15 protein-coding genes and 3 tRNA genes are annotated in these 16,582 nt (G+C 63.0%); 5 read left to right on the forward strand and 13 right to left on the reverse strand.

The window, feature by feature from the left end:
- Positions 1-3 precede the first annotated feature (3 nt).
- From FRZ40_RS06485 to uvrC, 6 genes are all read right to left on the reverse strand, one after another.
- On the reverse strand, positions 4-486 hold the full coding sequence (locus FRZ40_RS06485; RefSeq protein WP_147233672.1) for a GNAT family N-acetyltransferase: 483 nt from the start codon (positions 484-486) through the stop codon (positions 4-6).
- A 187-nt stretch (positions 487-673) separates the two neighbouring features.
- Positions 674-747 (reverse strand) — tRNA-Cys (locus tag FRZ40_RS06490).
- A gap of 154 nt (positions 748-901) precedes the next feature.
- A tRNA-Gly gene (locus FRZ40_RS06495) sits at positions 902-977 on the reverse strand.
- Positions 978-1,046: 69 nt separating this feature from the next.
- Positions 1,047-1,122: transfer RNA gene (locus FRZ40_RS06500), tRNA-Gly, on the reverse strand.
- Between the two features lie 148 nt (positions 1,123-1,270).
- Positions 1,271-1,861: a CDP-diacylglycerol--glycerol-3-phosphate 3-phosphatidyltransferase gene (pgsA, locus tag FRZ40_RS06505; protein WP_012400260.1), complete on the reverse strand. Its 591-nt coding sequence runs from the start codon at positions 1,859-1,861 to the stop codon at positions 1,271-1,273.
- Between the two features lie 117 nt (positions 1,862-1,978).
- Positions 1,979-4,201: an excinuclease ABC subunit UvrC gene (uvrC, locus tag FRZ40_RS06510; RefSeq protein ID WP_147233673.1), complete on the reverse strand. Its 2,223-nt coding sequence runs from the start codon at positions 4,199-4,201 to the stop codon at positions 1,979-1,981.
- Between the two features lie 109 nt (positions 4,202-4,310).
- Between uvrC and earP the strand changes: the two genes are divergently transcribed.
- The 5 genes from earP to FRZ40_RS06535 all read left to right on the forward strand — a co-directional run bounded on the left by earP (position 4,311) and on the right by FRZ40_RS06535 (position 9,851).
- Positions 4,311-5,492: an elongation factor P maturation arginine rhamnosyltransferase EarP gene (gene earP / locus FRZ40_RS06515; protein WP_147233674.1), complete on the forward strand. Its 1,182-nt coding sequence runs from the start codon at positions 4,311-4,313 to the stop codon at positions 5,490-5,492.
- 362 nt (positions 5,493-5,854) lie between these two features.
- A complete protein-coding gene (gene efp / locus FRZ40_RS06520; protein ID WP_028367698.1) occupies positions 5,855-6,412 on the forward strand; it encodes an elongation factor P in 558 nt (185 codons plus the stop codon).
- A 173-nt stretch (positions 6,413-6,585) separates the two neighbouring features.
- Complete coding sequence (locus tag FRZ40_RS06525) at positions 6,586-7,914, forward strand: IS4 family transposase (protein WP_147233675.1); 1,329 nt, start codon at positions 6,586-6,588, stop codon at positions 7,912-7,914.
- A 229-nt stretch (positions 7,915-8,143) separates the two neighbouring features.
- A complete protein-coding gene (locus FRZ40_RS06530; protein ID WP_012400256.1) occupies positions 8,144-8,350 on the forward strand; it encodes a CsbD family protein in 207 nt (68 codons plus the stop codon).
- A gap of 118 nt (positions 8,351-8,468) precedes the next feature.
- On the forward strand, positions 8,469-9,851 hold the full coding sequence (locus FRZ40_RS06535; protein WP_028367697.1) for a sigma-54-dependent transcriptional regulator: 1,383 nt from the start codon (positions 8,469-8,471) through the stop codon (positions 9,849-9,851).
- 85 nt (positions 9,852-9,936) lie between these two features.
- Here the strand turns inward: FRZ40_RS06535 and nagZ are convergent, their stop codons facing one another.
- The 7 genes from nagZ to lepB all read right to left on the reverse strand — a co-directional run bounded on the left by nagZ (position 9,937) and on the right by lepB (position 16,578).
- The gene (gene nagZ, locus FRZ40_RS06540; RefSeq protein ID WP_147233676.1) at positions 9,937-10,968 is read right to left on the reverse strand and encodes a beta-N-acetylhexosaminidase; all 1,032 of its coding nucleotides are present in this window, start codon (positions 10,966-10,968) and stop codon (positions 9,937-9,939) included.
- 65 nt (positions 10,969-11,033) lie between these two features.
- On the reverse strand, positions 11,034-11,441 hold the full coding sequence (gene acpS, locus FRZ40_RS06545; RefSeq protein ID WP_028367695.1) for a holo-ACP synthase: 408 nt from the start codon (positions 11,439-11,441) through the stop codon (positions 11,034-11,036).
- A gap of 23 nt (positions 11,442-11,464) precedes the next feature.
- Positions 11,465-12,229, reverse strand: coding sequence for a pyridoxine 5'-phosphate synthase (gene pdxJ / locus FRZ40_RS06550; protein WP_147233677.1), 765 nt, complete (start codon positions 12,227-12,229; stop codon positions 11,465-11,467).
- A complete protein-coding gene (gene recO, locus FRZ40_RS06555; RefSeq protein ID WP_147233678.1) occupies positions 12,226-13,236 on the reverse strand; it encodes a DNA repair protein RecO in 1,011 nt (336 codons plus the stop codon). The genes pdxJ and recO overlap by 4 nt, the downstream gene beginning before the upstream one ends.
- Complete coding sequence (gene era, locus FRZ40_RS06560) at positions 13,223-14,122, reverse strand: GTPase Era (protein ID WP_147233679.1); 900 nt, start codon at positions 14,120-14,122, stop codon at positions 13,223-13,225. The genes recO and era overlap by 14 nt, the downstream gene beginning before the upstream one ends.
- A gap of 64 nt (positions 14,123-14,186) precedes the next feature.
- Positions 14,187-15,509 (reverse strand): ribonuclease III, encoded by a 1,323-nt coding sequence (gene rnc / locus FRZ40_RS06565; protein WP_147234780.1) that lies wholly within the window; start codon positions 15,507-15,509, stop codon positions 14,187-14,189.
- Positions 15,510-15,684: 175 nt separating this feature from the next.
- Positions 15,685-16,578, reverse strand: a complete 894-nt coding sequence (lepB, locus tag FRZ40_RS06570; protein WP_147233680.1) for a signal peptidase I — start codon at positions 16,576-16,578, stop codon at positions 15,685-15,687.
- Between the last annotated feature and the right edge of the window lie 4 nt (positions 16,579-16,582).

Below are 16,582 nucleotides of genomic sequence, written 5' to 3' on the forward strand. Positions count from 1 at the left end.
GCGTCAGGCAGAACGCATCCAGACATGCGGAATGCCATCTTCTTCGTGCACGTCGGAAACGGGCTCGAAGCCGAACGCGCCATAGAACGCTTGCAGATGCGCCTGCGCGTGCAGGCGGATGGGCGTGGCCGGCCACTGCGCGTGGATGTGGGCCAGCACCTGTTCGAGCATCGCGCGGCCGAGGCCTTGTCCGCGGAAATCGACGGTCGTCAGTACGCGGCCGATGCGAATATCGGCATCCTCACCGTCGGGCAGCAGCACACGCAGATATCCCGCCAGGGGCGCGCGCTTGTCGCGTGCCTGCTGGCCATACGCAAGCAGATGCCACGCTTCGGTATCGAGACCGTCGACGTCGCCATACAGACAGTTCTGCTCGATCACGAAGACGGCCGCGCGTGCCGCGAGCATGTCGTAGACTTCGACGCTGGTCAGGTCGTCGAAGGCCTTCCAGCGCCATTCGATAGGAGAAGCGGCTTTGCTTTGCATAGGTTGCTGCCCGGTCATGGCGTTGCTTTGAACAGGATGGCGAAGCAGTCGATTATGCCGCGGCGATCGGACGATGCACAGGCGGGACAACGCCCTCTTCCGCAGAACGACTGCACGAATCACCACACGCGAAAAATACGCGATGAAAAAAGAAAAGCCCCGACATGTCGGGGCTTTTCTTTGCTTCTGGAGGCGCGAACCGGAGTCGAACCGGTCTAAACGGCTTTGCAGGCCGCTGCATAACCGCTTTGCTATCGCGCCACAAGCGGACTGCTGAACCGTACTCAGTTGCATCTGCAACGGCTCGCAGATTTTTCTTTACATCAACCCCGATAACACGACATCAAGGTCAACGGTGTTCAACGCTTCTTCCGAAGCATCAAACAAAAAGGGAAGCTTGGCTTCCCCCTGTGTTTGGAGCGGGAGACGAGTCTCGAACTCGCGACCTCAACCTTGGCAAGGTTGCGCTCTACCAACTGAGCTACTCCCGCATAAATCTGCCACTTACTGCTACTGCAACGTTTCGCTTACTGCTTGCCGCAACACGCTGCTTTAAAAGCTGGAGCGGGAGACGAGTCTCGAACTCGCGACCTCAACCTTGGCAAGGTTGCGCTCTACCAACTGAGCTACTCCCGCATTTTGCTGCTGTTTTCTCCCGTGTTTCGCGCTGTTTGTTAGCGCGTGCACCGGAGAAACGAGATTATGTAGAAGGCGCGGAATCGTGTCAACTCTTTTTGTACGAGAGATTCAAAATTTTAGTACCCTCTCGATTGCCACGCGTTCGTCACGCCATTCCGCCGCGCTCGCGAATCTGCGGCCACGCGAGCTTCATGTAGTACAGCATCGACCATATCGTCAGGAACGCAGCGAGATAGATGAGCCACAAACCCCACACGCGCGTGTCGATCGAAAACGCGCCGAACGACAGCGGGCCATAGAACAGCAACATCGGGATCGCTGTCATCTGGCAGGCCGTCTTGAACTTGCCGAGCGAATTCACGGCAACGCTTTTCGATGCGCCGATCTGCGCCATCCATTCGCGCAGCGCCGAAATCGCGATCTCGCGGCCGACGATCACGAGCGCGATCGCCGAGTCGAGACGCGACAGCTGCACGAGCACGAGCAGCGCAGCCGTCACCATCAGCTTGTCGGCGACGGGATCGAGGAACGCGCCGAAGGCCGACGTCTGATTCCATTTGCGTGCGAGAAAGCCGTCGAACCAGTCGGTCAGCGCCGCGAGAATGAAGATCGTCGCCGCGGCCAGATTGCGGTGCATCGGACTCAGCATCATGTCCGGCAGATAGAACACACCCACCACGAGCGGAATCAACACAATCCGCAGCCACGTCAGGAAGATCGGAAAATTAAACGGCATGGGGCAGGCGCTACGTTCTGAGATAAGAGATGCAATTGTGCCGGTTCACCGGGCGAGCCACAAGCAACGCCCCGCCGCGAGAGTGTGGGAGGCTTCCGGGCGCGCCCGGGCCGCGCATCAATGCAGCTGGCGGTAAATCTGCTCGGCGAGCGCACGCGAGATGCCTTCGACGCTCGCCAGATCGTCGATACTCGCCGCCACCACGCCGCGCAAGCCGCCGAAGCGCGCGAGCAACCGCTGACGGCGTTTCGCGCCGACGCCTTCCAGCTCCTCGAGCCGCGACGTCTGCCGCGTCTTGCCGCGCTTCGCACGCATGCCTGTGATCGCGAAGCGGTGCGCTTCGTCGCGGATCTGTGCGACCAGCATCAGCGCCGCGCTTTCCTTGCCGAGTTCGAGCGACGGCCGGCCGTCCGCGAACACGAGCGTTTCGAGACCGACCTTGCGGCCCTCGCCCTTCGCCACACCGACGAGCATGCCGAGATCCAGCCCGAGTTCGTTGAACACCTGACGCGCGATCTCGACCTGACCCTTGCCGCCGTCGATCAACACGATGTTCGGCAGTTGGCCGCCCGCAGCGGCGGGTTCCGCGCCTTCGGGCGCGGCGGCGGGATCGTCGGCCGCTTCCGGCTGTAACTCGGTTGCTTCGTCGTTCGCGTTGGCCGCCGCCTGCGCGACCATCTTTTCGTAGCGGCGCGTGAGCACCTGACGCATCGCCGCGTAGTCGTCGCCGGGCGTGATGCCCGTGATGTTGTAGCGCCGGTATTCGGACGACTGCATCTTGTGGTGATGAAATACGACGCACGACGCCTGCGTTGCTTCGCCCATCGTATGGCTGATGTCGAAGCACTCGATGCGCAGATGGGCGAGGTCTTCGCATTCGAGCGACAGCGTGTCGGCCAGCGAGCGCGTGCGCGATTGTTGCGAGCCCTGCTCGGACAGCAGCCGCGCAAGCGCGATCTTCGCGTTCTGCTCAGCCATCGCGAGCCAGGCGCGCTTTTGCCCTTGCGGCTGCCGCAGCAGCGTGACCTTGTGGCCCGCCTGCTCGATCAGCAGGTCGACGAGTTCGCGGCTCGCGGGCGCATGACTGACCACGAGCACGGGCGGCACCCGGTTGCCCAGGTAATGCTGCGCGATGAACGCTTCGAGCACTTCGGATTCGATTCCAGGCGTGCGATGCGGCTTCTTGTCTGTATCGGCGGCGACTTCTTCGGACTCGCTGGTTTCGTCGGCGCCTGCTTCCGAAGCCGCTACGTCGACGCTCAGTGCTTCATCGGATTCTTCACCCAGTTCCGCTTCGACATCGATCACCGATGCAGACTCGGCCAGCGCCAGCCCGTCACCGTCTTCGAGACCGCCCTCGTCCGCCGTCAGCGCGCTTTCGACATGCGTCGGAAAGTAAGCCTTGTCGCCGAGATGCCGTCCGCCGCGCACCATCGCGAGATTCACGCAGACGCGTCCGCCGAGCGCGACGACGGCCAGAATGTCGACATCGCTGTCGCCGCCGACTTCGATGGCCTGCTGATGCAGCACCGTCGACAGCGAACTCATCTGATTGCGCACGGCAGCCGCCTGCTCGAACTTCAGTTCGCTGGCGAATGCGTGCATCTTCTGCTCGAGCTCTTTCATCACTTCCGACTGACGTCCGAGCAGAAACCGCGACGCATTGGACACATCGCGCGCATAGTCTTCTTCGGTGATCGCGCCGACGCAGGGCGCCGTGCATCGTCCGATCTGATGCAGCAGACAAGGCCGCGTGCGGTTGTTGAATACGGAGTCTTCGCAGGTGCGCAACTGGAACACGCGCTGCAGGATCTGAATGCTCTCACGCACAGCCCACGCGCTGGGAAACGGTCCGAAATACTGGTTCTTCTTGTCGACAGAACCGCGGTAATAGGCCATGCGCGGAAACTGATGCCCGGTCAGCTTGAGATACGGATATGACTTGTCGTCGCGAAACAGGATGTTGTAGCGCGGCGCCAAAGCCTTGATCAGATTGTTCTCAAGCAGCAGCGCTTCCGCTTCCGAACGCGTGACCGTCGTTTCAATCTTCATGATCCGCGACACCATCATCGCGATGCGGGGCGACAGCAGTGTCTTCGTGAAATAGCTCGACACGCGCTTCTTCAGGTCGCGCGCCTTGCCCACGTACAGCACTGCGCCATGCGCGTCGTAATAACGGTAGACGCCGGGCATGTGCGGCAACTGGCGCAGCACCTTTTTCGGGTCGAAGTCTTCGGCGGCGGATTCGGGCGCACCGGACTTTGCGGCTTGCCGGGTAGTCCGATCAGCGGCCTGATCGGCGGCGGAATCGGCGGCTCGGGAGGAATCGGATCGGGGCATGCAGAATCGGCGTGGACGCCGTGCGCTGACGGCGCGTCATGTGGGTGATGTGCTTTAGAATCGCCAGTTTAGAACATTCCGCCCGCGCCCGAACCCAGGCGCCGCCATCATGTCCTCCGCTTCCACTCAAGCGTCACGGCCGTCGAGGATCGCGTGCGACATTTTCTGCGCCGTGATCGACAACTTCGGCGATATCGGCGTCTGCTGGCGGCTCGCGCGGCAACTCGCCGGCGAGCACGGCTGGCAGGTGCGCCTGCTGGTCGACGACCTGCATGCGTTTCAGAAGCTCAATGCATCCGTCGACGTGAAGCGTGCGCGACAGACGGTGGGCGGCATCGTTATTGAGCACTGGCACGAGCCCGCGCACGCGGGCGATACGCTGCAGGTAGCCGACGTCGTGATCGAAGCATTCGCGTGCGAATTGCCGCATGCGTACATCGAGGCGATGGCGCGGCGCGAGCGCGCGCCCGTCTGGTTCAATCTCGAGTATCTGAGCGGCGAGGACTGGGTCGCGGATTTTCATCTGCGGCCGTCGCCGCATCCGCGTCATGCGTTGATGAAAACGTTCTTCTTCCCGGGACTCGGCAAAGGCACGGGCGGCGTGTTGAAAGAAGGCGATCTGGATGCGCGCCGCGCGGCGTTCGAAACATCGCCCGACGCGCGCGATGCCTGGTGGCAAGCAAAAACAGGCGGTGCATCGCCCTCGAAAGACGCGACGGTCATCTCGCTGTTCGCGTACGAAAACCCCGCCGTCGACAGCCTGCTCGAGCAATGGCGCGACGCCAACCATGAGATCGTGCTGCTCGTGCCCGAGGGCCGCATTTCGGGCGCGATCGCGCGGTTTTTCGGGTTGCCGACGTTCGCGGCCGGCGCGCAGGCAACGCGCGGCAGCCTGCGCGCTCACGCGCTTGCGTTCACCGACCAGCCCGGCTACGACGAACTGCTATGGGCAAGCGACATCAATTTCGTGCGCGGTGAGGACTCGTTCGTGCGCGCCCAATGGGCCGCAAAGCCGTTCGTCTGGCACATCTATCCGCAAGCCGATGACGCCCACCTGCCCAAGCTCGATGCCGCCCTCGCACACTACGCACACGGCCTTCCCGCCGACGCCCGCGCTGCGCTCGGCCGCTTCTGGCACGCATGGAACGGCAACGGCACGCCCGACTGGTCCGATTGGCAGCGTCATCGGGCGCGCCTCGACGCCCGCGCAGCCGCATGGGCGCGCGAACTGGCGTCGATCGGCGATCTCGCGGGAAATCTCGCCGGATTCGCAAAAAGTCAGTTAAAATAAGCGGTTATCCAACGGCCGACGACGCAAGCGCGGCACGACGGCGCAGCCGGCGGCGGATTCCGAGTCCGCCCTCACGGCCATGTCAGTCAGTGTCACACGCGTACGCGCCCGCTTCGGGTAAAAGAAGCAGACGGACGAAGCACGGAACGAAGCCTCGCAGATATCAGGCACGTTCCGGCCAGCACCGGCCCCGCTCACCGCGCAATCCAGTTTGGTCCACCTTCACGGTATCCAACCGGGAGTCAAATCGGGAGTCAGACAGACTGACAAGCCGGTTGGCACGCGTGCCGGGCGCCGAACCCGCTTACGCCGTATGCCGTTGAGCACAAGTTGAGGCACCTTATTTCGTACAGGACAGTTTTATGAAGATCGCTCAAGAACTCCGCACCGGCAACGTGGTGATGATCGGCAACGACGCGATGGTCGTGCAGAAGGCCGAATACAACAAGTCGGGCCGTAACGCCGCCGTCGTCAAGATGAAGTTCAAGAACCTGCTGACGGGCGCAGGCATGGAAACCGTCTACAAGGCGGACGACAAGTTCGACGTCGTCGTGCTGGACCGCAAGGAAGTGACGTACTCGTACTTCGCTGACCCGATGTACGTGTTCATGGACGCCGACTACAACCAGTACGAAGTCGAAGCCGAAATGATGGGCGACGCGCTGAACTACCTTGAAGACGGCATGACTTGCGAAGTCGTGTTCTACAACGAGAAGGCGATCTCCGTCGAGCTGCCCACCACCCTCGTCCGCGAAATCATCTACACGGAACCGGCCGTCAAGGGCGATACGTCGTCGGGCAAGGTTCTGAAGACGGCCAAGCTGCACACCGGCTTCGAACTGCAAGTGCCGCTCTTCTGCAACATCGGCGACAAGATCGAAATCGACACGCGTACCAACGAATACCGCAGCCGCGCATAAACTTGAATCGCGCTGCTTTGCATTCGTCTTAAACCCTGAGTCAATTCAGGGTTTTTGAATTAAAAAGCGCCCTTCGGGGCTAATGCCGTTCAGTTAAGCACTGAACGGCATTTTTGCTTTTGATGCGGGAAGGTGTTGTAAACGAAGCGCCGAGCTGTTAACTTTTCGGCGCGATGCTCTCCAGTCACCTGACCTTCCTGCTCGAAGCGCAACAGCCGGCCGACATGAGCCGGCTGGCTGAGCATCTGCCCTACGAGTGGATCGAGCGCGCGGTGCAGGCCACAGGCGCAGCGAGTATCCGGCGCCGGCGCCTGCCTGCTGAGCAGGTGGTCTGGCTGGTGATCGCACTGGCAATGTACCGTCACTGGTCGATCAGTGAGGTGCTCGACGGTCTCGATCTGGCCTTGCCCAACCAGGCCGCGCCGTTTGTCAGCAAGAGCGCGGCGGCGCAGGCACGCCAACGCATCGGCGAGGCACCGATGGCGTGGCTGTTTGAGCAGACAGCACGGGCCTGGACGACTCAGGACGCGGCTCATCATGCGTTCAAGGGGTTAAGTCTATGGGCGATGGACGGCACCACGCTACGCACGCCCGACAGCCCGGCCAACCGTGAGCACTTTGGTGCGCAGGGTTATGCCAGTGGCAAGGTGGCCAGTTATCCGCAGGTGCGCGCCGTGACGCTCACCGCGATTCCGACCCATCTGGTCGCGGGTATCAATTTCGGTCGCTACGACACCAACGAAATGGTGTACGCCAAAAGCCTGCTGCCGCAGATCCCGGAAGACTCGCTGACGGTGTTCGACAAGGGCTTTCTGGCTGCAGAAATCCTGTGTGGCCTGACGATGAACGCGCGCAATCGCCACTTCCTGATTCCAGCCAAAGCCAATACCTGTTGGGAAGTCATCTCCGGTACCGCTGACGATGCGACGGTGCGCATGCGCGTCTCGCCGCAGGCCCGCAAGAAGTGTCCGGCTTTGCCCGAATTCTGGAATGCGCGGGCGATCCGGACCATCGACGCGCGCGGACGTGAGCGCGTGCTGCTGACTTCGCTGGGGGATCGCCGACGCTTCAAACCTGCCGATATCGTTGCCTGCTACGAGCGCCGCTGGCAGATCGAAACCAGTTACGGAGAACTCAAGCAATCGATGCTGGGTTCGGAGTTGACCTTGCGCAGCCGCACCGTCGAAGGGGTGTATCAGGAGATCTGGGGCGCGTTGATCGCCTACAACCTGGTTCGCCGCGAGATCGCCTGCGCCGCATGGGAAGCGAAACTCGCGCCGACCGATATCAGCTTCGTGCGAGCCCTCCATACGATCCAGCACGAAATGATGTGGGCTGCCGTCACCCCGGCCTACGCAAAACTGCCCGCCTGTCTGCAGCGTCTACGCGAACGGCTCAAGTCCCTGCCCAATGAAAAACGACCCGGCCGCGCATGCGACCGGGTCGTCAAATCCCGCCCTTCACGTTACACCGTTCGGTACCTTAGAAAAGACCTTAACTGAACGGCATTAGCCCTTCGGGGCGCTTTTTCTTTTTTTCGCGACCGTGTATGGTGGTGGAAAACTTTACCGGCCTGACATGCAATTTTGCCAGGCCGATCTCTGATGGGGCATTTTTTAGCCCGCGTTCGCGCTGCTTTTCGAGATAGGACGCTGTGGCACAACTTCTGCTTGACGAAGACTTCAGGCCTATAAGGCTTTTCGTTCATTCGGAAAACACGGGAGGTGTGCCATGAACAACGATATCGCTGAAGGCAAGTGGAAACAGATGATCGGCAAGGCGAAAACCGCGTGGGGCGAACTCACGGACGACGAGTTGACCAAGGCGGAAGGCCGCGCCGACAAGCTGGCGGGGCTGATCCAGGAACGCTACGGCAAGACGCGCGACGAAGCGGAACTCGAAGTGCGCCGTTTCTTCGACCGCAACCGGGACTTCTGACCCGACTGCACCTGACCGGGAGCATTGGCCGCTCAAGCCATACATCAAGCGTCCGCGCGGCGCCGCCCATGGCGGCAGTGCGCGTCGGACATCCGTCCATCTAACAGTTGCGCTCGTTATGCCACATGCCCTGATTGTCGAAGACGATCCCAATAGCCTGTCAGGCCTGTCCGCGATTCTGGCCGCCGACGGTTTTTCCGTCGACACCGCCATCACGCTCTCCGAAGCGCGCGCAGCCCTGACACGCTTCATCCCCGACGTCGTGCTGGTCGACCTGAATCTGCCCGACGGCAGCGGCCTCGACCTGCTCCAGCATTTGCCCGCGCAGCCGCCCGGCGGCGCGCTGCCCGTCATCGTGATGACGGGCAATGCGACTGTCGAAAGCGCGATCGAAGGCTTGCGGCACGGCATCTGGGACTATCTCCTCAAACCCGTCAACATTCCCCGCCTGCGCAGCCTTCTGGCGCGCATTCCGCGTCCGTACGAACTGACGGAGGAAGTGCAGACGCTGCGCGCCAAGCTGCGCCGCATGGGGCGCTTCGGACCGATGATCGGCCGTAGCGGGGCGATCCAGCACATTTACGATTCGATCGAGCACATCGCGCCGACGGAAGCCGCTGTGCTGATTTCCGGCGAGGCCGGGACCGGCAAGGAAGTCGCCGCGCGCACGCTGCACGAGATGAGCCGCCGGCGCAAAGGCCCGTTCGTCGTACTCGACTGCCGGTCGGCGCAGGCCGTCGCGGGCGGCCGTCCGCTCGACAGTCTGCTGTTCGGCCACGAGCGCGGCGCGTTCGGCGGCGCGGAACAGCGCGAGCCGGGACTGTTCGAGCAGGCGAGCGGCGGCACGATCTTCATCGACGAAATCACGTTGTTGCCGCGTCCGCAGCAGGAAGCGCTGCTGAGCGCGCTCGATTCGCAGACGTTCATGCGCGTCGGCGGCACGAACCAGGTTGCGACCGACTTCCGCCTGATCGCGTCGACGCGCAAGGCGCCACGCGCGGCGGTTGCGGAAGGGACGCTGCATCAGGATCTGGGTTTGCGGCTCGAAGCAGCCGCGCTGTCGCTGCCGCCGCTGCGCGAACGCGGCGACGACCCCGCCCTGTTCGCGCAGGCGCTCGTCGACGAACTGAACGACGAGGCGAATGCGCGCGGCGTCGCGGATTCGACGAAGCTGGTCGCGCCGAACTTCGTCCGCGAATGTCTCGCGTATGAGTGGCCAGGCAACGTGCGCGAGTTGCAGGACCGCGTGCGGCGCGCATATCACGCTTCCGGCGACGTGCTGGAAACATTGCGCGCCGATGAGAGCAACGGCGCAGGTGGCCGCGATCTGAACGGCGGCCGCGTGCAGGTGACGGTCGGCACGCCGCTCGCCGACGTCGAAGAGATGCTGATTCGCGCGACGCTCGATGCCGTCGGCGGCACGAGGCATCGCGCGGCTTCGCTGCTCGGCATCAGTCCGAAAACGCTGTACAACAAGCTGCAACGGATGCGGCTGAACTGATCGGCTGTGCGTGCCGCCGTCTGAAAGCAAAAGGACGGGCTCGTTCGAGACCCGTCCTTTTTTCCTGCCACTACGATCGCGCAGTTCAGCCCGCGAAGGCCTCGCGCAGCAACGCCTGCGCCTGCTGATACTGCGGCTCGGCCATCAGCGCCGTCCACGATAGTGCTTCGCCGCGCGGACGCATACGCGCGAGACGCTGCTTCGACTCGTCCGACTGCGTGAAGCGCAACGCGTCGAGCACCTTCCCTGCCTCGTCGGGTTGGTTGCAGATCAGCACCATATCGACACCCGCCTCGAGTGCGGCCGTCGCGCCTTCCGTCAGCGTACCGCCCTGGCGCGCGGCCTCCATCGACAGATCGTCGCTGAAAATCGCGCCCTTGAAGCCGAGCTTCTCGCGCAGGACGTCCTGAATCCATATGCGAGAAAAACCGGCCGGCTTGCTGTCGACCTTCGGATAGATCACGTGCCCCGGCAGCACCGATGCCAACGACAAGCCAAGCCAGTCGTACGGCGCGACGTCTTCACCGAGGATCTCATCGAGCGTGCGCTCGTCGACGGGCACGGCGACGTGCGAATCTGCACTCGCAAACCCGTGCCCCGGGAAATGCTTGCCGCAGTTCGCCATGCCCGCCAGCACGAGACCATGATTCAGGCTCTTCGCAAGCAGCGTCACGACGCGCGGATCGCGGTGGAACGCGCGATCGCCGATCACCTGCGAATGGCCGTAGTTCAGATCGAGCACGGGCGTGAAGCTCATGTCGATGCCGCACGCACGCAGCTCGGAGGCGAGCACGTAGCCCACGGCCGTCGTAACGCTGGAAGCGCGCAGCACGTCCTGATCCCACAGCGCGCCGAGCTTCCCCATCGAGGGCAGCACGGTGAAGCCATCGGTGCGGAAACGCTGCACGCGGCCGCCTTCGTGATCGACGGCGATCAGCAGGTCGCCGCGGATCGCACGGATCGCGTCCGTCAGCGCGACAAGTTGCGCGCGGCTTTCGAAGTGACGCGCGAACAGGATCACGCCGCCCGTCATTGGGTGCGCGAGGCGGCGCTCGTCATCGGCGTTCAAGGTCTTGCCGACGACGTCGAGCATCACCGGGCCAGGAGTCAGTTTCATCGGGTTCGTGAGAAAGAGAGAAGAACGCGGCGCCGCTATCGCAAGCGAATAGCCGCGCCGGAAAGTCAGGCGGAAGGATCAGGCGTTTCGGCAATCACGAACGACACCGCGTAATCGCGCTCATCGGACAATGTCACGCGCGAGGTGATGCCGCGCTCGGCAAGCCAGTCCGCGAGTTCGCCCGACGCCACGCATGTCGGTCGGCCGCTCGGCTCGTTGAGCGTCTGCAGCGCGCGCCAGGTCATCGGCCAATGCATGCCGAGCCCGATCGCCTTCGAGAACGCTTCCTTCACCGAGAAGCGCGTTGCGAGGAACGCGAGGCCGCGCGCCTGCGAGCGCGCATTGCGCGCGTGATAGACGCGCAACTCGTCGGGGCCGAGCACCTTCTCCGCGAAGCGCCCGTTGGTACGCTGCATCACCGCCGCGACGCGGCTGACCTGGACGATGTCGGTGCCTATGCCGTAGATCGCCATACGTGTGCCGTCTCTTTGCGTTGTTATGCGCGCGCCGCGAGACGCGCGGCAACCATGATCGCCTTCATCTCGCGCACGGCGTTGTCCCAGCCCGCGAAGATCGCATGCGCAACGATCGCGTGGCCGATATTCAGTTCGACGATGCCTTCGATGGCCGCGATCGCCTGGACGTTCGTGTAGTGCAGGCCGTGGCCCGCGTTCACCTTCAGGCCCAGCGACGCGCCGAACTCGACGCCGCGAACCACGCGCTCGAACTCGCGCTGCTGCTCGCTCGCGTCGTGCGCTTCCGCGTACGCGCCCGTGTGCAGCTCGATTACGGGCGCACCCGCTTCGTGCGCGGCGCGAATCTGCGCTTCGTCGGCGTCGATGAAGAGCGACACACGCGAACCGGCATCGGCCAGCTGCTTGCACGCGGCGCGCACCGCCTCGAAATGTCCGACGACATCGAGACCGCCTTCCGTCGTCAGCTCCTGACGCTTTTCCGGCACGAGGCACACGTCATGCGGCCGCACTTCGCACGCGATGTCGAGCATTTCCTGCGTCACCGCGCACTCGAGGTTCATGCGCGTCTTCAGCTGCGGACGCAACGCGCGCACGTCGGCGTCGACAATATGGCGGCGGTCTTCGCGCAGATGCAGCGTGATCGCATCGGCGCCTGCCTCTTCTGCCTGCAGCGCGGCGCGGATCGGATCGGGATAGGACGTGCCGCGCGCATTGCGCAGCGTGGCAACGTGATCAATGTTCACGCCCAGGTCGATCACATTTGGAGAAGTCAGAAAGAAGCTCATAAGTTCTGCAGGTCGATCAGGATCTGGCGCGTCGCGAGCGGCGTGCCGCCCAGATAGGTGTTGAGCAAAAAGCGCATCAGCGTCTTGCTTTGCGCGACGGTCTGCGCTCGATGGTAATCGTCCTGCTCCATGTCGAGCAAGGTTTGTCCGCCGATCACAGGCCAGTTCGACGGGTACTCGTCGGATGCTTCGCGCACGCCGCGCTCCGGATCAAACACATAACGGCCTTCGGGCATCACGGCCTTGCGCGCCACCGTGCGGTTGAGCGACATCGCGTAACCCGTTTCGCGCAGCAGCACGCGCTCGAACGAACGCAGCACCTGCACGGGCGGTTCGTCGTGCGCAAGGCGCGTCAGTGTGACGACGTAATGATGGAACAGCTGCGGATGCGGATCTTCGCGCGCGAGAAATTTCACCAGAAGTTCATTCACGTAGAAGCCGCACAGCAGCGCGTCGCCCGTAAGCGGCAACATCCCGCCGACCCATTCGGCTCCCGTCAGCGTGCGCATTTCCGATTTGCCGGACCATGCAAGCGACAGCGGCTGGAACGTCTGCAGCACGCCGCGCAGCGCGGAATGCGGGCGCTTGGCGCCCTTTGCGACGAGCGCGATCCGGCCGTGATCGCGCGACAGCACGTCGATGATCAGACTCGTCTCACGGTACGGATAGCTGTGCAGGACGAAGGCGGGCTGCTCGCTGATGCGGAATTCGGAGGCCGGTGCGCGCGGGACGCGAGCAGGCGAACGGCGCGCCGATGTTTTGCGCGCGGGTGCTTCGGCGCGATCGCCGTCGTCAGAAAAGTCGTCGCTGCTTTTGCGCGACGACACGTTTCGTTTCGAGGCACGTGCAGGACGCACCGGCTTCGCGGTGACCTGCGGCCTGAACGGCTCGGGCTGCTCGTCCGGTGCGCGCGGGACGCGGTCGGAATCGACGTCGGAGCCGGCGTCGTTCGGCAGTGTCATCCACGCGTCGGATCGGGTACCCGTCGCACCGTCATTCGTAACCATAGGCACGGAGTCCGGCTTCGTTGTCGGCCCAGCCACTCTTCACCTTGATGAACGTCTCGAGATACACCGGGCCGTCGAACAGCTTCTCCATTTCGAGACGCGCTTCCGTGCTGATCTGCTTCAGCTTCGCGCCCTTCTGGCCGATGATCATCGCCTTGTGCATATCGCGCTCGACGAGAATCGTCGCGAATACACGCCGCAGGCGCCCTTCCGTCTCGAACTTGTCGATCAGCACGGTGCTGGTGTACGGCAACTCGTCGCCCGTCCAGCGGAACACTTTCTCGCGCAGGATTTCGGCGGCAAGGAAACGCTCGCTGCGATCGGTCAGATCGTCTTCGCCGTAGATCGGCTCGCCCTCGGGCAGATACGGCTTGACCGTCGCGAGCAGGCGCTTGATGTCGTCGGTATTCTTGGCCGACAGCGGCACGATTTCCTTGAATTCGCGCAACGCGCTCATCTGTTGCATGAACGGGAACAGCGAGTCCTTGTCGTTCACGCGGTCGAGCTTGTTCGCGATCAGCAGCGTCGGCGCGGACGCGGGAATCAGGTCGAGCACCTTCTGGTCATCGGGACCGAAACGGCCGGCTTCGATCACGAACAGCACGGCATCGACGGACGTCAGTGTCGACGTCACCGCGCGATTCAGCGAACGGTTCAGCGCGCCGCTGTGACGCGTCTGGAAACCGGGCGTGTCGACGAAGATGTACTGTGCGTTGTCGAACGTGTTGATGCCCGTGATGCGATGGCGCGTCGTCTGCGCCTTGCGCGACGTGATGCTGACTTTCTGTCCGACGAGCGCGTTCATCAGCGTCGACTTGCCGACATTCGGACGGCCGACGATCGCGACCATGCCGCAGCGAAAACCAGTGGGAGTGGAAGCGTTCATATTCGTACTACGGCAGGTTCGTGTGGACGCGCGTCGTAGAGCGCACGTTCACTTGATGTTGCGTTCAATGACCGGCATCGGCCACGCGCGTATGCACCGCGCCGGCGACGCCGGGTTCGAGATCGCCCGGGCTCGCGCCGGGCGCGGCCTCGCGGGCGCGGGACATGGGTTTGTCTGCGCTGCGGGCATTGGTGTCGGGTTTTTCGACGGTTCTTTCGGCTGGCTTGTCCGCGGACCTTTCAGGCGCTTTCTCTGCTGCGCGCGCCTGCGTGTCGGGCTTGTCCGAGCCTTGCCGCTCGGTTTGGCGCTCGGGTTGCCGCTCACCTTGCCGCTCAAGCAGCTTTGCCGCCGCCTCCGGTTTCTCCACGCCCTTTTCCTGGACGCTCTTCTCGACGGCCGGCTTGTCCGCAGTCCGGACGGGACGCTCGCCCCTCTCGCCGCGATCGGCCTTCTCGCCTCCCGCAACGTCCTGGCTGTACTCGACATGCGCCGCACGGATGACGGCCAGCGGCGCGCCTGCAGCCGCCTGTCCCGCCGACGGCACCTCGGGCGCCAGCGACTTCGCTTCGGCACGCGACGCCCGCTCGGCCCTGCGACTGTCGGGAGCCCGCAAATCGAGCGCAGCCTGCACACCCGTCACGCCCGGCACAATTTCCGCTTCCTGCTTGGCCCCGCGTGCGCCCTTTGAGCGCTTCGGCTTGGCCACCACGGCAGGCGCCGCCGCCATCACCTCGTCGAGCGCCTTCTTCGCCGCAGCCTGCTCGGCGGCACGCCGGCTCGCGCCCGAACCGGACACCTTCACGTCCAGCTTGGGCACCGTGCACTCGACTTCGAACTGTTGATTGTGCGCCGCACCATGCGTGGCCACGACAGTGTAGGTCGGCAGAGGAATCTTGTGACCCTGCAGATATTCCTGAAGCAGCGTCTTGGCGTCCTTGCCGAGCGTGCGCGGGTCGATGTGATCGAGAATCGGCACGTACAGGCGTTTGATGACCGTCTGCGCGGCGTCGAAGCCGCCGTCGAGGAAGATCGCGCCCAGAATGGCTTCCAGCGTATCGGCAAGAATCGACGGACGGCGGAAGCCGCCGCTACGCAGTTCGCCTTCGCCGAGCCGCAAGCCTTCCGAAATATTCAGGGCCTGAGCGATTTCATACAGGGATTGCTGTTTGACCAGATTCGCCCGAACGCGGGACAGATCGCCCTCGTCCAGCTTCCCGAAACGTTGGAACAAAAGCGCGGCCACCGCGCAGTTCAGAACGGAATCGCCGAGAAATTCCAGCCGCTCGTTATGCGTGGCACTGTGACTGCGGTGAGTTAAAGCCTGGCGCAACAATTCCGCATTGCGAAATTCGTAGCGCAAACGGCTTTCCAACGGAGATAGGGGCATGTGCAGAGTATAACGCGGGCGCATCACGGGGCGGAAACGCGGCCCCGGCGCCGAAAAAGCGTGTTGTAGCGACGTTACCGCGCGTTGTTAAAGTAGCGTGATAACACGTCGCATCCAATGCGCGACGTGTTGCGCGGGTTCGGCGCGCATCGTGGTGTCGATGCGCGAAAGGCGATTACTGGAAGCCGCCGATGCGCTTCAGGTTGCTGAAGTTCATCCAGATGAAGAACGCACGACCGACGATGTTCTTATCGGGCGCAAAGCCCCAGTAACGGCTGTCCGCACTGTTGTCGCGGTTGTCACCCATCATGAAGTAGTTGCCCGGCGGCACCTTGCACGTCACGCCATGCGCGTCGTACTTGCAGTTATCGCGATACGGGTAGTCTTCCGCACCAACGATGAACGGCGGCACCGCGGGATTATTGAGAATGCGGTTCTTGCGGCCGTCGATGTCTTCTTCAAACTGCTTCGCGTAACCGATGCGCTCTTCGTCGAAGTAATCGGGCAGCGGCGCTTCGGGTACGGGCTTGCCGTTGATCGTGAGCTTCTTGTCCTCGTACGAAACGATGTCGCCGGGCAGACCGATCACACGCTTGATGTAGTCGACCGATTCGTCCTTCGGATAGCGGAACACGACGACGTCGCCACGCTGCAGCGGACGGCCTTCCGTGATCTTCGTATTCGTGATGGGCAGACGGATGCCGTAGTCGTACTTGTTGACGAGGATGAAATCGCCGACCAGCAGCGTCGGCACCATCGAACCCGACGGAATCTTGAACGGCTCGACCACGAACGAACGCACGACGAACACGACGAGAATCACCGGAAAGAAGCTCGCCGTGTATTCGAGCCACCACGGCTGACGCAGTTTGTCGTCGCGCAGACGCGCGCGCGTGGCGGGCGCATTTTCGTCGGCGAAGCGCTCGCCGATGCGTGCCTGCTGATTGTCAAACTCGGCGACGGCTGCGTCCGCCGCCCGGCGCCGTTGCGGCAGGAAAACCAGTTTGTCCGCGACCCATGCCACGCCCGTGATGATCACGAGCACAAAAAGAATCAGCGCAAAATTCATAGGG

Origin of the sequence: Paraburkholderia azotifigens (genome assembly GCF_007995085.1) — a bacterium.
GTDB classification, from domain to species: Bacteria; Pseudomonadota; Gammaproteobacteria; order Burkholderiales; family Burkholderiaceae; genus Paraburkholderia; species Paraburkholderia azotifigens.